Genomic DNA, 21148 nt, shown 5'->3' with positions numbered 1-21148 from the left:
CATCAATCATGAAAAATCGGAGTAACAAATGTTCACTTGTTACCGTCAGACTAGTATTTTTCCCGAAAGCCTTCGGCAATTTTTTCCAGCTCGTTCATTAAATGGATATCCCTGTCCGTTTCAGCTACATCATTGGGCTTGTTGTGATCCCAGTGTTTGATAATCGCGATTAACAGATAGGTGTTGGCGTCGAAAAAACCAAGGCAATAAACCAAAACATAACCACTGGTTCGTTTAAATTGCGCCAGTTTGAGTGGAAATCCTTTGTCTTTGAAATGCAGGTGCTGCAATTCAAGGTAAGATCGATTATGCGTAAACCGGTAGGGAACGTCTCGACCAAAGGTAATGGGTAAGCCTTTTCCCTCTTTATAGGCCCGAAAGTCATCAACCAGCGCCTTGGTTTTCTGTTCGCCTAAAGCCTCTTTTAAAACACGGTGCGTGAATATTCTTATCACCGCAGAGTTTCCTTTTAATTGCTTATTGACTTTTCCGTTATTTTCTTTATTTCATTTTCACTAAGGTGAAAATGATCTGCTGGAGACGAAGGGCGCTGTTCATCACCAGCAGATCACTAAAGATTGGTCGTGTCCTTTCTTCGGAGAGATAGGTCCATATCTTACGACCATTCTTCGTAGTCCCCGGCCATTCCCTCTTTGATTTTTGCAGCCATCTTAGTGGTTATTTTATTCATATTTAGCCCTTCTCCGGTGAAATTGGCCGGGATGCTTTTCAATTCCGTACTTCCCCGTTGTGCATATTCACAAAGCGTGCTCATCTCTTCAAAAAGTGCGGCAGGAACGGCGTAAAACTGGATCTGATTGTTAGATGAAACAGCAATAGCATCTCCCTGGGCTTCTGCCAGTGCTGCACTGGGATTGGATTTAAACTTACTGATAGCTGTTGTGTAGCCACACATGACTTTCTGCAACATGGTAAACCTCCATTCAGAAAAATTATAAAATATACTAAATATAGGGCTAAATATAGCTCTATATTTAATCTGAAACCAGTATCTTGTAGACCGTTTATCGGCCTATCTTTAGCTGTTTGGCAATCTTTGAGGTTCCCATAGATAAAGAGTTTCAAGAAACCGATTTTAATAACGTTTTCAACCGGGGAATAAACTTTTTCATAAACCGATTAAATCATTAAAAATAGGGGGTAACAAAATCCGCAACCAAATGATTTAAATGAATATTAACCAGGTTATTTGCGGTATTATTATGTTGCATTTATTATGCAAAACCAACACCTTAAATACGCGGGTTTAAATTTTTTTACATTGATTTAATCATTCCAATAACGTTGTTTTTCTACGGTTTTATTTAAACGTTTAAATGCCCGTTTAACTGTTCTGGCTGATTAATTTGCCAGACTTTTACCATCGTTGATGCAATAAAGCATTATTAAAGTATCAGAGAAAACGAATCAGCCGATAACACGCTATCAAAAGTTTCCGATAAAACGAAATTTTAAATGGGTTGGTTAGCAGTCTGAGTTCCCTCAAAAAGAGGGAACTATCAGGTGAGAAATCAGAATTTCTGGGAGATACTGAATTTAATGTTACGTCCAATCCCGGAAACCGATTCACTGAGGTATGGGCGATAATCACGATTAAACAGGTTATTTACTGTGACACGTGCTTCAAGACCTTGCCAGAAATTGGGTTGCCAGCTGGCGAATAAGCCGTGCAGTGCATAACCTTTGCTTTTTGGTAATGCCCAATGACCTGCATCTGGATCGCCATCTGTAGGAGAACGGTCTTGTTTGCGAATGAAATCACCAGTCCAACCAACAGCCATTTGCCATTGAGGAATTTTTACACCAAGCATTGTATGGGCAGAGGTAGGTGGAATATCTCTAAGCCAGGTTTTACGGTTCCACCACGGATTGATAGGAGAGGTATCCCTTTGCCCACGGATTGTTGAGAAAGAGAATTTGCCAAATAGGTAACTACTATCATAGAAGGTTTCGATTTCTAGCCCCTGAATGGAGTATCCCGGTAAATTACGATAATTGGGTAAGGGCTTGCTGCAAGCGGATTCTGGTGCGCCGTTTGCTTGAGCTTTACAGTGAATCTTACTGCGACCAGTAAATATTTCGTCTTTACCTCTGTTGTAGAATAGAGTGGTGCGGATCTGTAAACTATCCTGAGCTGTCAGCAGATTATTAAAATCCAGAATTGCACCGAAGCGGAGTCCAGTCATTCTTTCTACATCTAGATTACGACTGGTGGCTGTAACACTTGACTGTGCATATTGTACTTCATATTGCTCATCTACCAGTGGGGCACGCCATGTATGGCTAATATCAGAAAATAGTGATAGGTTTTGTGTTGCTTTCCACATAATACCTAAATGAGGAGACCAGCCGGTATAGGTGACGCTGCTATAATCGTGGCCTATTTTGGGCGATTTATCATTATAAACGGCAGCAATGTTTTCCTTGCCCGTATTTTTGATATGGTCATAGCGAATTCCCGGTGTGACGGTGACACTGCCAATAGTCATTGCATCTTGTAGATAGAAACTATGAGTTTCTTGTTTTCCTGATGGCATTTGATATGGTTGGAAATAGCCATAATTATAGGCTGGATTTTTACTCTGATTTTTGTAATACATTAATGTGTTACGCTGATTTTTATGCCAACGAACACCAGTTAGGAGCGTGTGCTCTATCGCTCCAGTCATAAAAGCCATTTTATTATTGATATCAACAAGATTATCCACATAGTCGATCCAACTTTCATTACCAAGATTTCCTATGCTAGCAACTGCTCCTGCATTGACTGGCCGCTTATCATGCTGTTCTGTTTTCGAATAGGCATAAGTTGCTGTCAGGTTAAGTAACGGATTGTCTTCTGGTGCAATATTCCATTTAGCAGTGTAATTTTGGTCTGTTTGATCACGATAAACCAGCTTACGACGCCAGGCTTCATCCCAACCATATTTCTTAATATGGGCCTCTGATGGAGTAACTATTTCATCGCGTTTTGCTGCCCACGGCTGCCAACCATCAGAATCAGAACGCATAGCGGAAAGTGTTAATGTATTAGCATCGTTCAGGTAAAAATTCGTTTTCAGTAAGTAGGATGCCTGATCACTTTTAGAGAATGCAAAACGGGTGCCATCCGGTCGTTTAATGTTGCCGCCATCTCGTTTGCTCATATATAACAGGCCGTCAGCAAAGCCTTCTATTGTCCGGCCATAGACTGCGCTGCTATAAATATTTTGGCGATCATTGGTGTGATAACTGTATTTCAACAATCCACCAAAATCTTCTCCAGGCCGTAATAAATCACTGGCATCTTTGGTGACAACTTTAACTGTTCCGCCAAATCCGCCATTACCATCAAGTAGATTATGTGGGCCTTTATCGACATCGACTCGCTTGATTAATTCTGGCTCAATAAAGATAGAGCCTTGGCGATATTTCTCGAAACCTTTTGGTGCATCATCCAGAGTGACTTTAACGTCTTCGGTATCGCCCATTCCCCAGATATTCAAAGTTTGGCCGCCTGGACGAGGCGATCCTGACATAGAAACGCCGGGGAGTTGATCGAGCAGCTCGGCAATATTATCTGCCTGGGTGCGTTCAATATCCTCTTTTTTCAATACTGAGCTTCCAGCACTGACGCTGTTATTCAATCCGCCAATAACAGAAAGTGTGGAAAGTGTGATGACTTTCTCTGATTTTTCCGGTTTTTCTTTTGATTTTTGCTCTCCATTTTCCTGGGCGGCCAGATAACCTGGCAGGCCAGTACTCAGCATAATTATGCTGGATAAAGCATAATGAAGAGTGCGATTAATTGGTTGTGTAGTCGCTGTAGCTGAGGTTTTTTGTGGTTTCCCGCTATTTTTCATTGTTATAAGCATCCTTGAAATGTCGTTAAATAGAAAAGTTGCACTTACAGGATAGGTCACTTAACGCAAGGAATCGGGCAGTAAAAAGTTAATAACGGTATTAATTATTTTGTTGTTCAAGATATCTTCAAATCTGAGCTAAAAGCATCTGTTAACAATAACTCTTGATGTTGTTACTAGATTGCTCTTGAGTCTATTTTTATGTATGTTTATACAGTCATTGTTGATAGGCTAAAGCAGAATGCGAAAGATTATTCATATTGATATGGATTGTTTCTACGCAGCTATTGAAATGCGTGATGATCCGTCACTTCGTCATATTCCCATTGCTGTGGGCGGCAGTGCAGACAAGCGGGGTGTTATTAGTACAGCTAATTATCCTGCCCGTCGTTTTGGAGTACGTAGTGCAATGTCTACTGCAATGGCGTTGAAACTCTGTCCTCAGCTTAAAGTTCTTCCGGGGCGTATGGCGCTATATCGGGAGGTTTCCCGGCATATCCATCAGATATTGTCTCGTTATACTGAGTGGATAGAGCCTCTGTCATTGGATGAAGCTTATCTAGATGTCACTGATAGCCATCATTGTTATGGATCTGCCACGCTTATCGCACAGGAGATCCGTAAATCCATTTTTGATGAATTACAATTGACGGCATCAGCCGGTATTGCGCCGGTGAAATTTTTGGCAAAAATCGCTTCTGATATTAATAAACCGAATGGGCAATATGTCATTCCTCCTGATCGAGTGGCTGATTTTGTTAAGGTTTTACCTTTGCGAGAAATTCCGGGGGTTGGCAAAGTCATGGTGCAACGGCTGGCTAATATGGGGCTGGAAACCTGTTCTGATATACAAAAATATGACGTGATTGTTTTGGTGAAACAATTGGGGAAATTTGGTCAGGTACTTTGGGATCGTTGTCACGGTATTGATGAGCGATTAGTGAATCCAGACCGTCTGCGAAAATCAATTGGTGTGGAGCGGACACTTGCGAGAGATATTCATCAATGGGAACAGTGCACTGAACTAATAGAAAGTTTATATCTGGAATTAGAAAAACGGTTGAATAACGTTAAACCTGATCTGCGGATTGCCCGTCAAGGGGTGAAACTGAAATTTGATGATTTTCAACTAACCACTCAGGAGCATGTTCATCCACTATTGGATAAGCAGGATTTATTGCAATTGGCCCAGAAAACATGGACCTCTCGTCGGGAAGGGCGTGGCGTTCGTTTAGTGGGTTTGCACGTAACTTTGCAGGATCCAGAAATTGAGCGGCAACTTTTATTTGAATGGTAACTTGCTTGAATGGTAATTCCCCTGCCATCACATTGAGGCAGGGGAGAGCTGATTAAGCTTTTTCAGGAATAGCTTTCAGAATTGCCGTCAGCAGTTGCCAATATTGCCCGACACTCTTGATGTGCACCTGTTCGTCAGGAGAGTGAGCGCCCGTGATGGTTGGTCCGATAGATACCATATCCATATCAGGATAAGGTTTCTTGAATAGGCCACATTCTAGTCCGGCGTGGATCACCATGATATTAGGTATCTTGTCGAATAACTGCTGATAAGTTTCACGTACTAAGTGCATTACCGGAGAACTTGCATCTGGCTGCCAGCCGGGATAATCACCTTTAGCGGAAATCTCAGCATTCGACAGTTGAGCTAGCGAAGAGAGCATACCTATGACATAAGACTTGCCGCTGTCGATAAGCGAACGGATTAAGCAAATGAGATTTACCTTATCTTGTTCCATCGCCACAACGCCCACGTTTAGCGAAGTTTCTACTACACCTTTGATGACATCACTCATACGGATAACACCATTAGGGGTACTGTTTAGCAATGAGATAAAACGGCTTTGGCAGTCATCAGTTAATGCCTGAATGTCGGTTTCGACCTCTTCCAGTAATACAGTCAGGTTTTTCTCAACGACGGCATACTCATTTTTCAGTATACCTAAGTACTCATCTTTCAGTTGAGTAAGCTGTGCTGCTTTATCGGCAGGGATAGCAACAATAACATGGCCTTCGCGTGGAATGGCATTACGCAGCGTACCGCCTTGGAAGTCGAGCAGTTTTAGCGCCAATTCCTGAGTATGGGCGGCAAGGAAGCGAGCCAGTAGTTTGTTGGCATTACCCAGTCCTAAATGAATATCACAACCGGAATGCCCGCCCTTTAGCCCTTTGATTATCAGTTTTAGTGTTTTGTAGTTAGCCGGAACAACTTCACGAGTCAATGCTAAAGTGGTGGTAAAATCGATACCTCCAGCACAACCCATGTAGATTTCCCCTTCTTCCTCTGAATCGGTATTGATTAAGATATCAGCTTGCAGCCAGCCCGGTTGCAAGCCAAAAGCGCCATCCATTCCGGCCTCTTCTGTCATGGTCAATAAAACTTCTATAGGGCCATGTTTTACATTGTCATCAGCCAGTACAGCCAACGCTGATGCCAGGCCAATACCGTTATCAGCTCCCAGAGTTGTACCTTGGGCAGTAACCCATTCACCATCAACATAAGGACGGATAGGATCTTGAGTGAAATCGTGTACTGTATCGTTGTTTTTCTGCGGCACCATATCAAGATGTGCTTGCAGAACAACCGCCTTACGATTTTCCAACCCTTTACTGGCTGGCTTTCTGATCAGAATATTGCCGACTTGATCACGTTCAACGTGCAACTCTTTTTCTTGCGCCCATTGAACAATGTGGGTTGCCAGGGCTTCTTCATGATAGGAAGGGTGAGGAATAGAGCAGATTTTGGCAAAGATGCCCCATAGAGGTTGAGGGGATAATTGTGATAGTTCTGATTGTAATAGTTCTGACACGACGAATCTCCTATGACTGCATCTCAATTAAGATGGAAATACTACTCTCTACCCGATAAATAGTTTTTATACCCGTCATCTTTCAAGTTGCCTCTTTGTTGGCTGCGCTCACTCACCCCGGTCACATAGTTTGCTATGCTCCCGGGGATTCACTCCCTTGCCGTCGCGATGCATCTTGAAATCCATTGGGTATATATGATGAGCGCTTAACGCCATGATGTTATTGGACTCAGAATACCACTTTAGTTTTGTTAAGAATAATACGATTCATCGATTCCTTGTTTCCGCTAGTTTTTACAGACCTAAGTCACTATAATTCGCGCAACTTTTTTTGCCAGATGCTTTTCTAAAGTATTTTTAAGTTGTCGGGATCAATTTTTATGAGCGAAAAATATGTCGTAACTTGGGATATGTTGCAAATACATGCCCGTAAATTGGCGCAACGTTTACTCCCTATCGAACAGTGGAAAGGTATCATTGCCGTTAGCCGGGGTGGTCTTGTGCCTGGGGCGCTTTTAGCGCGTGAATTGGGTATCCGTCATGTAGATACAGTCTGTATTTCCAGCTATGACCATAATAATCAACGTGAACTACAAGTTCTGAAAAAAGCAGAAGGTGATGGTGAAGGTTTTATCGTTGTGGATGATCTGGTTGATACTGGAGGTACTGCTCAGGCCATCCGTGAAATATATCCAAAAGCCCATTTTGTGACTATTTTTGCAAAGCCGGCAGGCCAACCTCTGGTTGATGATTATATTGTTGATATTCCTCAAGATACTTGGATCGAGCAACCTTGGGATATGGGTGTAGTATTCGTTCCGCCAATTTGTGAAGGTAAATAACGTCAGCATTGTTATGGCAAACCAGAACCTTTCAGAATCACTTTTTAAGCCAAGACAAAAACATCAGGAAACTTCCACGCTGGTAAAGCACTGCCATCCCCGGTTAATTGCGGGTAATTACAGTACGTTGGATGGTAATAGTCATGGTAGTTGGTATCGTATGATTAACCGGCTGATGTGGATTTGGCGAGAAATTGATCCGTTTGAAATAGAAGAAGTGTTGTGCCGGATTGCCATGACAAACGCGCAGCGCAGTGATGATAATTTACTGGATACTGTGATTGGGTATCGTAAAGGTAACTGGGTTTTTGAGTGGTCACATCAGGCGATGTTGTGGCAACAGAGAGCGTTGCAGGCAGAGCAGATCTCAGAAGCTGGCAATTTCTGGTTGAAAGCGGCTAATTTGTATAGCATCGCTGGTTATCCCCATCTTAAGGGTGATGAGTTGTCTCAGCAGGCCGTCATTCTAGCCAATAAAGCTTATGAAAATGCGGCTCGTTGTTCTGGCTATCAGTTGAGGAAAATAGAGTTCAAACTCAAGGAAGGTGGTTGTGTGACTGGCTTCCTTCATCTGCCTCAGCAACTGCAAAGGCCTTCTCCAACTATTTTGGTTTGTGGCAGTTTGGATAATTTGCAAAGCGATTATTATCGGCTATTCCGTGATTATCTGGCGCCGCTTGGATTTGCGATGTTAACTGTGGATATGCCCTCGATTGGTTACTCTTCACGTCTGAGGCTGACACAGGATACTTGTATTCTCCATCAACAAATCATCCATCAATTGGATGAAATTCCTTGGATTGACCACTCCAGGATTGGCCTATTTGGTTTTCGCTTTGGTGCCAATATTGCCGTCCGGTTGGCCTATTTGGAATTTAAACGTATCAAGGGTGTTGCAACTCTTGGCGCTATCGTTCATGAGTGGCTCAGCAGCGTTGAACGTCAACAAAATTCACCTTCGATGTATCTTGATATGTTTGCTAGCAGATTGGGTATTTATAATGTGGATGAAAAGGCGTTTCGTCTCGAACTCGGCTGTTACTCCCTTAAAAAACAAGGTTTGTTAGGTCGGCGTTGTTCCGTTCCTATGTTAGCGGGTTATTGGCAGAATGATATTTTCAGCCCGAAAGAAGAATCTAAGCTGATAGCAATGTCATCAATGGATAGTAAATTACTGGCTATTCCGACAACGCCTGTTTATAACAGTTTCAATAAGGCGTTATGGGAGATTAGTCAATGGTTGAAAAATAAAGTCTGTTGATGAAATTTCCGTTACTTGTTGATTATTAGCTGCTTTATTTTATAAAAATTTCATGCGCTTTCGGGTGAAGTGAACAGCATTAATTTGTTCTAAGCTCCTATATTTTTCAATTTAGCATTATGATGCCTGTTGGCATAACGCTTCTCTCCTGTTAAAACTGAGCACTGTTTTTTTAATTTAAATCTAATGGCAAAAATATGATGAATAGCAGCCAAACATTGGTTGTGAAACTGGGGACGAGTGTACTGACAGGCGGCTCTCGTCGCCTGAATCGAGCTCATATTGTAGAACTGGTAAGGCAATGTGCTCAGCAACATGAAAAAGGTCATCGCATTATTATTGTGACTTCCGGTGCTATTGCGGCAGGGAGGGAACATTTGGGCTATCCGGATCTACCTGCAACAATTGCCTCCAAGCAATTGCTGGCGGCGGTCGGTCAAAGTCGGTTGATTCAGTTGTGGGAGCAGCTCTTTTCTATTTATGGTATCCATGTTGGGCAAATGTTATTGACCCGGGCGGATTTAGAAGATCGCGAACGTTTTTTAAATGCCAGAGATACCTTACAGGCTTTGCTCGATAATCGCATTGTGCCTGTAATTAATGAGAATGATGCAGTTGCAACGGCGGAAATTAAAGTTGGTGATAATGATAATTTATCTGCACTAGCGGCAATTCTGGCGGGAGCCGATAAGTTGCTATTGCTGACGGATATTGAAGGGCTGTATACCGCTGATCCGCGTAGCAATCCAGACGCAAAACTTATCCCGGAAATTTATGACATCAGCGATGAATTACGTATGGTTGCCGGTGATAGCATTTCGGGTTTAGGGACGGGAGGAATGGCAACTAAACTTCAAGCTGCGGGGATTGCAGGTCGCGCTGGTATTGATGTCATTATTGCCGCGGGTAATAAACCAGATGTCATCTCTGATGTCATTGAAGGTAATCCAGTAGGTACTCGCTTTCATGGGTTGGAAAGCCCGATGGAAAATCGCAAGCGTTGGATTTTTGGCGCACCTCCAGCGGGTGAAATTATTGTAGATCATGGCGCTGAGACAGCAATCTGCGAAAAAGGCAGCTCTTTATTACCGAAAGGGATTAAAAATATTAAAGGTGATTTCTCCCGTGGAGAGGTTATCTGCATTCGTAGTCTGTCTGGTAAAGATTTGGCGCATGGTGTTTGCCGTTATAACAGTGATGCTCTACGTTTAATTGCAGGCCACCATTCACAACAGATAAGCCAAATCCTCGGTTATGAATATGGTGCTGTTGCGGTTCATCGTGACGACATGATCGTAAGTTAAGGATTTATAATGTTAGAACAAATGGGAAAGGCTGCCAGGGAAGCTGCATGGCAACTGGCACAGCTAAGTACAAAACAGAAAAATCAGGCATTAATCCGCATTGCAGATTTGCTAGAGCAGGAATGTGCAATCATTCTTGAAGCTAATCAGCTTGATATGATTCAGGCTCGTGAACAGGGCATGAGCGAAGCACTGTTGGATCGTCTATTATTGACGCCAGAACGTTTGACAGCGATAGCTCACGATGTTCGTCAGGTATGCCGTTTATCTGACCCGGTAGGGGAAGTCATTGATGGCAGTTTGCTTGACAGTGGTTTGAGGTTGGAGCGTCGCCGTGTACCGCTGGGTGTGGTCGGGGTGATTTATGAAGCGCGCCCTAATGTCACCATCGATGTTGCATCTCTGTGTTTGAAAACCGGTAATGCAGTTATTTTGCGTGGAGGTAAAGAGACTCATAACACCAATCAAGCGACAGTGAAAGTCATTCAGCAGGCACTTGAACAGAGTGGATTACCTACCGCAGCCGTGCAAGCGATAGATAAACCGGACCGTGAGTTAGTTATTCAGCTACTAAAAATGGATCGCTATGTGGATATGTTGATTCCACGTGGTGGGGCAGGGTTGCATAAGCTGTGCCGTGAGCAATCGACCATTCCAGTTATTACGGGTGGAATTGGCGTTTGTCATACCTTTGTCGATGAAAGTGCTGATTTTGCTAAGGCATTAACTGTAATCACTAATGCTAAGGTACAACGGCCAAGTGCCTGTAATGCTTTGGAAACCTTGCTGGTACATCAGAAGATTGCGGCTGATTTTCTGCCTGCATTGAGCAAGCGCATGGAAGAACAGGGAGTTACTCTGCATGCGAGTAAATCAGCAATGGTGTTTTTGAAAGATGGACCTGCTAAGGTCGTGGATGTTACAGAAGCAGATTACTGTGATGAGTGGTTATCTCTGGATATGAATGTGGAAATTGTTAGTGATATGGGGCAGGCAATTGATCATATTCGTACATATGGTACGTCCCATTCTGATGCTATTTTGACTCAATCTTTGCACAATGCTGACTATTTTGTTCGTCAGGTTGATTCTGCTGCGGTTTATGTGAATGCTAGCACTCGTTTTACTGATGGTGGCCAGTTTGGCTTGGGAGCGGAAGTTGCCGTTAGTACGCAAAAACTGCATTCCCGTGGTCCAATGGGATTAGATGCGCTGACTACGTATAAATGGATTGGTTATGGAGATGATTTAATCCGTAAGTAATGTGTTTACTGTTACCCCAGAAGCGTGTCTGGTTATATTGAAGTTTCGGTAAGATCATGCTTTTGGGGTAGCTTTTACCGTATATATTAACTTTTAATTTTACGTTGATGTAAAGTTCTGGTTACTATAGGCGTTAATATATTTTTAACGATGAAATTTATCAAGGATATCAGGCAGTGAACCAAATATTATTTATTGTAGGTGCACGTGGGGCAGGAAAAACGACGGTTGGAAAATTATTAGCCAATGAATTATCGTACACATTTATTGACACTGATCACCATATCCAACAAACCAGTAACATGACCATTGAGGATATTGTTAACCAGCAAGGATGGCAACAATTTCGGCAATTAGAAAGTCAAGCTTTACAACAAGTTACTCAAAGCAATTGTGTTATTTCTACCGGTGGTGGGATCATTCTTTCCGCTGAAAATCGCCAATATATGCGACAAAATGGCACGGTGATTTATCTTCAAGCTTCAGCGAGCATTTTGGCTGAGCGATTAATGCAGCAACCAGAAAGTACCCAACGCCCTAGTTTGACGGGAAAATCTATTATTGAAGAAATGGAAGAAGTGCTTGCCGCCAGAGAAAATCTCTACTGTGAATGTGCGAACCATATTATTAATGCGCAACTTTCACCGGAAAAAATTACAACTTATGTGAAAGAAATTATGTTCTCTGGAATAGTTTTCTGACACTATTTTAGTATTTTTTATAGAGAAATAGGAATATTACAGTGTCGAAGAATAAATAGTATCTTCTATTTATTTTTTCAAATGGGTTGAGATACGAATATGTTGTTTAAATTTCTAAGGCTTGTTTTTCGTTTAATGTTTCGTTTAACAATAGAAGGAGATATTAAACAATTTAACCACCCCAAATGCCTTATCACGCCTAATCATGTCTCTTTTCTTGATGGTGTTTTGCTGACACTTTTCTTGCCGGTTAAGCCAGTATTTGCTGTCTATTCCAACATTGCAAATCGTGGTTTTATGAAACTGGTAAGGCGCTATGTTGAAATAGTTCCCTTAGACCCAATAAATCCAATGGCTGTCAGGATACTGGTTAAGGAAATAGAAAAAGGACGACCAATAGTTGTTTTTCCTGAGGGAAGAATTACTGTTACCGGTTCTTTGATGAAAATCTATGATGGGGCAGCTTTTATTGCGGCGATATCCGAAGCCGTTGTGGTTCCTGTTCGTTTTGAAGGGTTAGAAAGAACCCTATTCAGCCGATTAAAAGGTATTTTCAAACTTCACCTTTTTCCGAAGGTGACAATGAAAATCCTGCCTGCGACACAATTGCCGATGCCGGATGCGTCTAGTTCGGAGCAACGACGTCGTTTAGCCGGTGAGCGTTTGCATGAAATAATGATGAATGCACGAATGGCGACCCGACCGCAAGAAACAATATTTGAATCTTTATTGGTTGCACGAAAACAATTTGGTCGTTTTAAGCCCTGTATTGAAGATGTTTCTTTTAAAGAAGAGAGTTATAACAGTCTGCTTAAAAAAGTACTGGCTGCCAGTCGTATTTTGCAGCGTTTTACCTGCCAGGGGGAACGGATTGGTTTTCTTTTACCTAATGCCACTATTATGGTCGCTGCGATATTCGGGGCATCTTTGAGAGGAAGAATACCGGCTTTACTAAACTATACAACCGACAGTCATGGATTGAAGAATGCGCTAGCGGTTGCCAGTATTAAAACTATCGTGACTTCCCGGCAATTTCTGAAAAAGGAGCGATTAACACATTTATCTGAGCAGGTTACTGAGATTAACTGGGTTTATCTTGAGGATTTGGAAGGTACAGTGACTTTTCTGGATAAATTATGGATCTTGTGGCACCTCTTTTTTCCGAAGCAAGCGATGGTGGCACAAAAACCAGATGATGATGCTTTGGTACTATTTACGTCCGGTTCAGAAGCTGTATCAAAAGGTGTAGTTCACAGTCACGCGAGTTTGTTAGCCAATGTGGAACAGATAAAAACCATTACTGATTTCAATCCACTTGACCGTTTTATGTCTTCTCTACCGCTATTTCATGCATTTGGATTGACTGTTGGCTTATTCACTCCACTGTTGTCTGGTAGTCGAATATTCCTCTACCCAAATCCATTGCATTATCGGGTAGTACCAGAACTGGTATATGAATGTAACTGTACCGTATTATTGGGTACATCCACTTTCCTGGAGAATTATGCCTATTTTGCTCATCCGTATGATTTTGCGCGTCTTCGTTGTGTTATAGCCGGTGTTGAAAAGCTTGCTGAAAATACTAAACAGATTTGGCAAGATAAATTCGGCATTCGCATTTTAGAAGGATATGGCATGACAGAATGTGCGCCTGTCATTGCATTAAATGTGCCGATGATGGCTAAGGTCGGTACTGTTGGGCGGATTTTGCCAGCAATGGAATCCCGTTTGATTCCGGTAGCAGGAATTAAGACGGGGGGACGTTTGCAACTACGTGGCCCAAATATGATGAAAGGGTATCTGAGAGTGGAAGATCCAAATCATTTAGAACCACCGGCGGCAAAAGATGAGCATGGGAATATTCAGTTTGATTGGTTCGATACTGGAGATATTGTTTCAATTGATGAACAGGGATTCTGTACTATCCTCGGTCAGGGGAAACATTTTGTTAAACAGGAAGAAATCGTGTTATTGGAAAGTGAAGCTGAATAGGAACAATAATCGTGAATGCATCCTCCGTTGTTCAACCGCTATTAACCCGCGGTATGAAAGCTGTATTGGTGTCGCAGTTTTTTTCGGCTTTTGCCGATAATGCGCTGTTGTTTGCGATCCTGGCGCAATTGAAAGCCCAGTTTTATCCTGACTGGAGCCAGCCAATATTACAGATAGTGTTTGTCTTGGCATATATCCTATTGGCGCCTTTTGTGGGGCAAATTGCTGATCGTTTCCCGAAAGATCGTGTGATGTTGTTTGCTAATAGCCTAAAGTTGTTGGGCGCGTTTACTATTTGCCTGGGATATGATCCATTTCTGGGTTATGCCTTGGTGGGCGTGGGGGCTGCATCATATTCACCGGCTAAATATGGAATCTTGGTTGAATTGACCGATGGTGATCGTTTAGTCAAGGCTAATGGTTTGATGGAGGCTTCAACGATAATTGCCATTCTTACGGGCTCTGTTGCTGGCGGTTTTTTGTCTGATTGGAATTTGGCTGTCGCACTGCTTGTTTGTGCACTGATGTATGGTATCGCTGTTGTCGCTAATTTCTTTATCCCTCGATTATCGGCGGTGCGTCAGGATAAAGGCTGGAATCTGAAAAAGGTGCTGACAGACTTTGCTTCATCTTGTTGTATTCTTTGGCATAACAAAGGAGCTCGATTTTCTTTAATTGGTACGAGTTTGTTCTGGGGAGCGGGTATCACATTGAGATTCCTATTGGTCTTATGGGTACCTGTTGTTCTGGGAATTTCTGACAATAGCACGCCGACAATACTTAATGTGATGGTTGCTGTCGGCATTATTATTGGTGCAGGTATTGCTGCCCGTTTCATCACCCTTAAAACAGTCCACCGTTGTATGCCTGCTGGTGTTTTAATCGGCGTGATGGTGGTCATTTTTGCTGTTCAGCAAAGTATTTGGGCTTCCTACGTCTTATTAATCACTCTCGGTATTTTTGGCGGTTTGTTTATTGTTCCACTGAATGCATTATTGCAGGAAAGTGGCAGACAAACGATTGGGGCTGGTTATGCAATTGCAGTACAGAATTTGGGTGAGAATATCGCCATGTTATTGATGCTTGGCTTGTATTCATTGGTTATTAAAATAGGCGTCCCGGTTGTTACAACAGGGATAGGCTTTGGTACTCTGTTGGCGTTGACAATCACGAGTTTGTGGATTTGGAACCGGTTTCAAAGAAATGGATCTTTTACCGGATAAAGAGAGTGTTATGAGTGAAAAAATTCTGACTCAGCTTAGTATTGAACTGGGAGAGAAGCTGAGACAGCAAAAACTGTGGGTGACTTGCGCTGAATCTTGCACCGGTGGCTGGTTGGCGAAAACAATTTCAGATATTGCCGGTAGCTCTGCTTATTTTGACCGAAGCTTTGTGACATACAGTAATAAATCTAAGCATCAGATGCTTGGTGTGTCAGAAGCCGTTTTACAGCAATATGGGGCTGTCAGTGAACAGGTTGTGAGAGAAATGGCCGTAGGAGCACTGAAAGCTGCGCAGGCAGATCTGGCGGTTTCGGTCAGTGGCATTGCTGGGCCTGATGGTGGCAGCGAAGAAAAACCTGTTGGTACAGTGTGGTTTGGGTTTGCATATCTAACGGTAAATGGGGTAGAAGTTGTGTCTCGCCGTTGTTGTTTTAATGGTGATCGAAATGAAGTACGCCTTCAAGCTGTCATTTATTCTCTGAAAACACTGTTATCAGAGATTATATACCCAATGGATTTCAAGATGGATCGCGACGGCAAGGGAGCGAATCCCCGGGAGCATAGGTAACTGTGTGACCGGGGTGAGCGAGTGCAGCCAACAAAGAGGCAACTTGAAAGATAACGGGTATAAAAAATTAACTTGATGCTGTATGATTATACAGTATAATTACAAACAATGTTTTAGTATCAGAAATTATTCATCGGCAGTGAGAGAGCCCTTTCATTGCTTACGAGGGAGTAAAAATGGCTATTGATGAAAATAAACAAAAAGCACTAGCAGCGGCACTAGGCCAAATTGAAAAACAGTTTGGTAAAGGTTCCATCATGCGTTTGGGCGAAGACCGTTCAATGGACGTTGAAACTATCTCCACGGGTTCATTGTCACTGGATATTGCATTAGGTGCTGGCGGCCTGCCGATGGGGCGTATTGTTGAAATCTATGGCCCGGAATCTTCTGGTAAGACAACGCTGACATTACAGGTGATTGCTGCGGCACAACGTGAAGGTAAAACCTGTGCGTTTATTGATGCTGAACACGCTCTTGATCCTATCTATGCTAAGAAGTTGGGTGTTGATATTGATAACCTGTTGTGTTCTCAACCCGATACGGGGGAACAGGCTCTTGAGATCTGTGATGCGTTAACACGTTCCGGCGCTGTTGATGTCATTATCGTAGACTCCGTTGCTGCCTTAACACCAAAAGCCGAAATAGAAGGGGAAATTGGTGATTCTCATATGGGGCTGGCAGCTCGAATGATGAGTCAGGCAATGCGCAAACTGGCCGGTAACTTGAAAAGTTCCAATACGTTGTTGATCTTTATCAACCAGATTCGTATGAAAATTGGTGTCATGTTTGGTAACCCTGAAACTACCACCGGTGGTAACGCGCTGAAATTCTATGCTTCTGTTCGTCTGGATATTCGCCGCATTGGTTCTGTGAAAAATGGCGAAGAGGTCGTTGGTAGCGAGACCCGTGTTAAGGTGGTAAAAAACAAAGTGGCAGCGCCATTTAAGCAAGCAGAATTCCAGATTATGTATGGCGAAGGCATTAACACTTATGGTGAATTAATCGATTTAGGTGTGAAGCATAAATTGGTGGAAAAAGCAGGCGCATGGTACAGCTATAATGGCGATAAAATTGGTCAAGGCAAAGCGAATGCTACCATCTACCTGAAAGAACATCCTGAAGTTGCTACTGAGCTGGATAAAAAATTACGTGAAATGCTGTTGCACAATGCCGGCGAATTCAATAGTGCTGCTTCTGATTATGAAGCCAATGAAAACGAAGAGATGAATAACGAAGAATTCTAATCTAATAATATCGGTAGTCTCTATTCTTATATTCAAAGCTGTAAAAGTTTTGTCATCAAACTTATACCGCGTTAATAATGACGCGGTTTCTTCTCTCAGAAAGCAAGTATTATCCATATTATGCGATCATGCTTTCAGAAAATACCTAGACGATTTACAATGCTGCCTGCGAATGGATGTATACCCAATGGATTTCAAGATGCATCGCGACGGCAAGGGAGTGAATCCCCGGGAGCATAGCAAACTATGTGACCGGGGTGAGCGAGTGCAGCCAACAAAGAGGCAACTTGAAAGATGACGGGTATATATGGGATTTTACTTCTAATAGAAGAACTTTTATCTTATCCCCACTTTGTTTATTCGTGAGTTGAAAATAGGTGATGGAATATCCCACCTAACCAATTCATAAATCTGTTTTTTCCAGCTTGATTTTGGGACAATTATGAGCAAAAGCACCGCTGAGATCCGTCAAGCGTTTCTCGACTTTTTTCATACTAAAGGGCATCAAGTCGTACCAAGTAGTTCTTTGGCGCCAAATAATGACCCAACACTGCTGTTTACCAACGCAGGGATGAACCAGTTTAAGGATGTCTTTCTTGGACAGGACAAAAGATCTTACTCCCGAGCAACAACTGCTCAGCGCTGTGTTCGTGCTGGTGGTAAACATAATGATTTAGAAAATGTAGGTTATACCGCACGCCATCATACTTTCTTTGAGATGCTGGGTAATTTTAGTTTTGGCGACTATTTCAAACATGATGCTATTAGTTATGCTTGGGAACTTCTGACGGGTAAAGATTGGTTTAATTTGCCTAAAGAAAAATTATGGGTGACTGTCTATCAGACAGATAATGAAGCCTATGATATCTGGAAGAATGAAGTCGGAATACCAGCAGAAAGAATTATCCGCATTGGTGATAATAAAGGTGCTCCTTATGCGTCGGATAACTTCTGGCAAATGGGTGATACTGGTCCTTGTGGCCCTTGCACTGAAATTTTTTATGATCATGGTGAGCATATCTGGGGTGGGCCGCCAGGAAGCACAGAGGAAGATGGTGACAGATATATTGAAATCTGGAATATCGTCTTTATGCAGTTCAATCGTCATGTTGATGGCACGATGGAGCTGTTGCCAAAACCATCAGTAGATACTGGTATGGGGCTGGAGCGTATCGCTGCTGTATTGCAGCACGTCAATTCTAATTATGAGATCGATCTGTTCCGTGATTTGATTACAGTTGTTGCTAATGTCACCGGTGCGACAGATGATCTGAGTAATAAGTCTCTGCGGGTTATTGCTGATCACATTCGTTCATGTGCATTTTTGATTTGTGATGGTGTTGTTCCTTCTAATGAAAACCGTGGTTATGTTCTGCGTCGTATTATCCGCCGAGCTATCCGTCACGGAAACATGTTGGGGGCTAAAGAAACCTTCTTCTACAAACTGGTTGCGCCATTGCTAGAAGTGATGGGAGCTGCGGGGGAAGAACTTAAACGCCAGCAAGCAATTGTTGAGCAGATCTTGCAAACAGAAGAAGAGCAGTTTGCTCGTACTCTGGAACGTGGTCTTCAGTTATTAGACGATGAACTCGCAAAACTGTCCGGTGATATTCTGGATGGCGAAACGGCTTTCCGTTTGTATGATACCTATGGTTTTCCTGTGGATTTAACCGCTGATGTTTGCCGTGAGCGTAGTATTAGCGTTGATGAAGCGGGATTTGCAGTAGCAATGGAAAATCAGCGTCGTCGTGCTCGTGAATCAAGTGGTTTCGGTACTGATTATAATGAATTGATCAAAGTTGATGAACGCAGCGATTTCTCTGGTTACGATCATAACGAACAGCAGGCAACAGTAACTGCTATCTTCCGTAATGGTGAATCAGTGAATCAAATTCAAGCGGGTGAAGAAGCGATTGTTATCCTGGATAAGACCGCTTTTTATGCTGAATCCGGTGGACAAGTTGGTGACTCGGGTATTCTGAGTAATACCAATTGTGCTTTTTGTGTTATTGATACACAAAAATATGGTCAGGCTATTGGTCATATTGGTAAGCTTGAAAAAGGTACCTTAAGTGTAAACCATACCATCAATGCGGTTATTGATATTGAACGTCGTGATGCAATTCGTTTGAATCACTCAGCAACCCATCTGTTACATGCTGCATTACGTCAAATTTTGGGTGAGCACGTATCACAGAAAGGCTCTCTGGTTAACGATAAATACCTTCGCTTTGATTTTTCTCACTTTGAAGCGATGAAACCAGAACAGATCCGTCAGGTTGAGGATTTGGTTAATGCCGAAGTTCGTCAAAATTCACCTGTTGTTACTGAATTGATGGATCTAGAAACAGCAAAAGCCAAAGGTGCAATGGCACTGTTTGGTGAAAAATACGAAGAGCAAGTCCGTGTACTGTCAATGGGGGATTTCTCCACTGAATTATGTGGAGGGACTCACGCAAATCGTACCGGCGATATTGGCTTGTTCCGTATTATTGCTGAATCTGGAACGGCTGCGGGTATCCGTAGGATCGAAGCAATTACAGGTAAAAAAGCGTTGGAATCTGTACATCAACAGGTTGATTTACTTCAGGATATTGCTCAATTGGTGAAAAGTGATATTCATAGCCTGAGTGAAAAAGTGCGGGTGACGCTGGATAGAACCAAAGCGTTGGAAAAAGAGCTTCAACAGCTTAAAGATCAACAGGCTGCACAAGAGAGCTCTTCTTTAGCAAGCAAAGCGAAAGAAGTGAAGGGTGTGAAGTTGTTGGTCAGTCAGTTAAGCAATACAGAGCCTAAGATGTTGAGAACGATGGTTGATGATCTGAAAAATCAACTAGGTTCAGCAATTATTGTGCTTTCCACTATAAGTGATGATAAAGTCAGCTTAATTGTTGGGGTCACAAAGGATCTGACGGCTAAAATAAAAGCAGGTGAGTTAATTTCCTCTGTAGCTCAGCAAATCGGTGGTAAAGGCGGTGGTCGCCCTGATATGGCCCAAGCAGGTGGTTCTGATATTGAAGCGTTGCCTTCTGCTTTGGATAGTGTGGAAGAGTGGGTAGTATCGCGGCTATAAGCGGTATTACCTGAGTTTAGAGGGCGCCATAGAGTTGTTTTTATGGTGCCTTGAAATCTTGTTGTGAAATTGTTAAAAGGTTGAGCGCATATTTATTTATTTTGGCTAAACTATATAGATAGGAAATGCGCTTAAAATTGCTTATACTTTAAGCATATACTATTGTTTTACGTTTTCACGGTGTTTGATGGATAATAGCGGGGAAACCGAAAGACCCGACTCTTTTAAATTTTCAAGGAGCAAAGAATGCTTATTCTGACTCGTCGAGTTGGTGAAACGCTCATGATAGGCGATGAGGTAACAGTTACAGTACTAGGGGTTAAAGGTAACCAAGTTCGTATTGGTGTAAATGCCCCTAAAGAAGTTTCTGTTCACCGTGAAGAAATTTATCAGCGGATTCAGGCCGAAAAATCTCAGCCAACAACTTATTGACTCTAAGTTGGCGTCCTATCTCTGTTAGAACCGGGCGCCATTTTTGAGGGATTTCACCTCTGTTGGTACTTTTTGTCTTGCTAATTTCTTAAACTCTTGTCTATTTTCCCATCTTTTTTGTTTTTCTATCGTAAGAACAGAATGTTCCTATCATGTTATTGTGGCGAATAATGATTTGCATGCACTTTAATTGAAGGTGTAATAGTTTGCTGCTGATAAAGTACACTTTTTGGTGTCAAACCACACATCTTGTGTGTGAAGTGTTCAAACAAACACGGGTTTAGAAAAATTGTTTGACTTATAAATCTGGGAAAGTAATATGTGCGCCACGCAGTGACGAGGAGCTTAAATAAAAGTTCTGAGTCGCGATTCGAGAGAAAGCGTACGGTGAGATGGCCGAGAGGCTGAAGGCGCTCCCCTGCTAAGGGAGTATGCGGTCAAAAGCTGCATCGAGGGTTCGAATCCCTCTCTCACCGCCATTTAAACCACGCATCCATAGCTCAGCTGGATAGAGTACTCGGCTACGAACCGAGCGGTCGGAGGTTCGAATCCTTCTG

The 21148-nt window shown here is 42.5% G+C and carries 15 protein-coding genes, 1 tRNA gene and 1 pseudogene; 13 read left to right on the top strand and 4 right to left on the bottom strand.

What is annotated here, in order from left to right; translation table 11 throughout:
* Positions 1-50: 50 nt before the first annotated feature.
* From LG003_RS20880 to LG003_RS20870, 3 genes are all read right to left on the bottom strand, one after another.
* Positions 51-455: a type II toxin-antitoxin system YafO family toxin gene (locus LG003_RS20880; protein ID WP_112878346.1), complete on the bottom strand. Its 405-nt coding sequence runs from the start codon at positions 453-455 to the stop codon at positions 51-53.
* A 161-nt stretch (positions 456-616) separates the two neighbouring features.
* Positions 617-931: an antitoxin of toxin-antitoxin stability system gene (locus tag LG003_RS20875; RefSeq protein ID WP_112878347.1), complete on the bottom strand. Its 315-nt coding sequence runs from the start codon at positions 929-931 to the stop codon at positions 617-619.
* Between the two features lie 601 nt (positions 932-1532).
* Positions 1533-3863, bottom strand: coding sequence for a TonB-dependent hemoglobin/transferrin/lactoferrin family receptor (locus LG003_RS20870; RefSeq protein ID WP_112878348.1), 2331 nt, complete (start codon positions 3861-3863; stop codon positions 1533-1535).
* A 241-nt stretch (positions 3864-4104) separates the two neighbouring features.
* On the opposite strand from LG003_RS20870, the gene dinB reads away from it, so the two are divergent.
* The gene (dinB, locus tag LG003_RS20865) at positions 4105-5160 is read left to right on the top strand and encodes a DNA polymerase IV (RefSeq protein WP_262981550.1); all 1056 of its coding nucleotides are present in this window, start codon (positions 4105-4107) and stop codon (positions 5158-5160) included.
* Between the two features lie 52 nt (positions 5161-5212).
* Here dinB and pepD read toward each other — a convergent pair whose 3' ends face one another.
* Positions 5213-6688, bottom strand: a complete 1476-nt coding sequence (gene pepD, locus LG003_RS20860) for a beta-Ala-His dipeptidase (protein ID WP_262981549.1) — start codon at positions 6686-6688, stop codon at positions 5213-5215.
* A 380-nt stretch (positions 6689-7068) separates the two neighbouring features.
* Here pepD and gpt point away from each other — a divergent pair, with 380 nt between their 5' ends.
* The 12 genes and pseudogenes from gpt to LG003_RS20800 all read left to right on the top strand — a co-directional run bounded on the left by gpt (position 7069) and on the right by LG003_RS20800 (position 21070).
* Positions 7069-7530, top strand: coding sequence for a xanthine phosphoribosyltransferase (gpt, locus tag LG003_RS20855; protein ID WP_112878352.1), 462 nt, complete (start codon positions 7069-7071; stop codon positions 7528-7530).
* A 13-nt stretch (positions 7531-7543) separates the two neighbouring features.
* Positions 7544-8791, top strand: a complete 1248-nt coding sequence (frsA, locus tag LG003_RS20850; RefSeq protein ID WP_262981548.1) for an esterase FrsA — start codon at positions 7544-7546, stop codon at positions 8789-8791.
* Between the two features lie 200 nt (positions 8792-8991).
* Positions 8992-10095 (top strand): glutamate 5-kinase, encoded by a 1104-nt coding sequence (gene proB / locus LG003_RS20845; RefSeq protein ID WP_112896388.1) that lies wholly within the window; start codon positions 8992-8994, stop codon positions 10093-10095.
* A 9-nt stretch (positions 10096-10104) separates the two neighbouring features.
* Entirely contained in the window at positions 10105-11358 is a 1254-nt protein-coding gene (gene proA, locus LG003_RS20840) for a glutamate-5-semialdehyde dehydrogenase (protein ID WP_112878354.1), read from the top strand.
* A gap of 176 nt (positions 11359-11534) precedes the next feature.
* Positions 11535-12059, top strand: coding sequence for a shikimate kinase AroL (gene aroL, locus LG003_RS20835; protein ID WP_112878355.1), 525 nt, complete (start codon positions 11535-11537; stop codon positions 12057-12059).
* 99 nt (positions 12060-12158) lie between these two features.
* Positions 12159-14036 (top strand): annotated as a pseudogene (gene aas, locus LG003_RS20830) (bifunctional acyl-ACP--phospholipid O-acyltransferase/long-chain-fatty-acid--ACP ligase); the annotation flags it as partial.
* 68 nt (positions 14037-14104) lie between these two features.
* Positions 14105-15274: a lysophospholipid transporter LplT gene (gene lplT / locus LG003_RS20825; protein ID WP_112878374.1), complete on the top strand. Its 1170-nt coding sequence runs from the start codon at positions 14105-14107 to the stop codon at positions 15272-15274.
* A gap of 10 nt (positions 15275-15284) precedes the next feature.
* Complete coding sequence (pncC, locus tag LG003_RS20820; RefSeq protein WP_112878375.1) at positions 15285-15842, top strand: nicotinamide-nucleotide amidase; 558 nt, start codon at positions 15285-15287, stop codon at positions 15840-15842.
* A 176-nt stretch (positions 15843-16018) separates the two neighbouring features.
* A complete protein-coding gene (gene recA / locus LG003_RS20815; protein ID WP_112878357.1) occupies positions 16019-17086 on the top strand; it encodes a recombinase RecA in 1068 nt (355 codons plus the stop codon).
* A gap of 442 nt (positions 17087-17528) precedes the next feature.
* On the top strand, positions 17529-20159 hold the full coding sequence (gene alaS / locus LG003_RS20810) for an alanine--tRNA ligase (RefSeq protein WP_262981547.1): 2631 nt from the start codon (positions 17529-17531) through the stop codon (positions 20157-20159).
* A 246-nt stretch (positions 20160-20405) separates the two neighbouring features.
* On the top strand, positions 20406-20591 hold the full coding sequence (csrA, locus tag LG003_RS20805) for a carbon storage regulator CsrA (RefSeq protein WP_002209449.1): 186 nt from the start codon (positions 20406-20408) through the stop codon (positions 20589-20591).
* 386 nt (positions 20592-20977) lie between these two features.
* Positions 20978-21070: transfer RNA gene (locus LG003_RS20800), tRNA-Ser, on the top strand.
* The last annotated feature ends 78 nt before the right edge of the window (positions 21071-21148 follow it).

Source organism: Photorhabdus kleinii (genome assembly GCF_025384885.1).
In the GTDB taxonomy this organism is placed as follows: domain Bacteria; phylum Pseudomonadota; class Gammaproteobacteria; order Enterobacterales; family Enterobacteriaceae; genus Photorhabdus; species Photorhabdus kayaii.
Note: the sequence above shows the minus strand (reverse complement) of the source record. Positions and strands in the feature narration are given on the sequence as shown.

What these genes read in the sequence shown, in the direction of transcription:
- csrA (WP_002209449.1), top strand. Translation starts at nt 20,406, where the DNA reads ATGCTTATTCTGACTCGTCGAGTTGGTGAAACGCTCATGATAGGCGAT.
- recA (WP_112878357.1), top strand. Translation starts at nt 16,019, where the DNA reads ATGGCTATTGATGAAAATAAACAAAAAGCACTAGCAGCGGCACTAGGC.
- gpt (WP_112878352.1), top strand. Translation starts at nt 7,069, where the DNA reads ATGAGCGAAAAATATGTCGTAACTTGGGATATGTTGCAAATACATGCC.
- lplT (WP_112878374.1), top strand. Translation starts at nt 14,105, where the DNA reads ATGAAAGCTGTATTGGTGTCGCAGTTTTTTTCGGCTTTTGCCGATAAT.
- pncC (WP_112878375.1), top strand. Translation starts at nt 15,285, where the DNA reads ATGAGTGAAAAAATTCTGACTCAGCTTAGTATTGAACTGGGAGAGAAG.
- dinB (WP_262981550.1), top strand. Translation starts at nt 4,105, where the DNA reads ATGCGAAAGATTATTCATATTGATATGGATTGTTTCTACGCAGCTATT.
- LG003_RS20875 (WP_112878347.1), bottom strand. Translation starts at nt 931, where the DNA reads ATGTTGCAGAAAGTCATGTGTGGCTACACAACAGCTATCAGTAAGTTT.
- proB (WP_112896388.1), top strand. Translation starts at nt 8,992, where the DNA reads ATGAATAGCAGCCAAACATTGGTTGTGAAACTGGGGACGAGTGTACTG.
- frsA (WP_262981548.1), top strand. Translation starts at nt 7,544, where the DNA reads ATGGCAAACCAGAACCTTTCAGAATCACTTTTTAAGCCAAGACAAAAA.
- LG003_RS20870 (WP_112878348.1), bottom strand. Translation starts at nt 3,863, where the DNA reads ATGAAAAATAGCGGGAAACCACAAAAAACCTCAGCTACAGCGACTACA.
- alaS (WP_262981547.1), top strand. Translation starts at nt 17,529, where the DNA reads ATGAGCAAAAGCACCGCTGAGATCCGTCAAGCGTTTCTCGACTTTTTT.
- proA (WP_112878354.1), top strand. Translation starts at nt 10,105, where the DNA reads ATGTTAGAACAAATGGGAAAGGCTGCCAGGGAAGCTGCATGGCAACTG.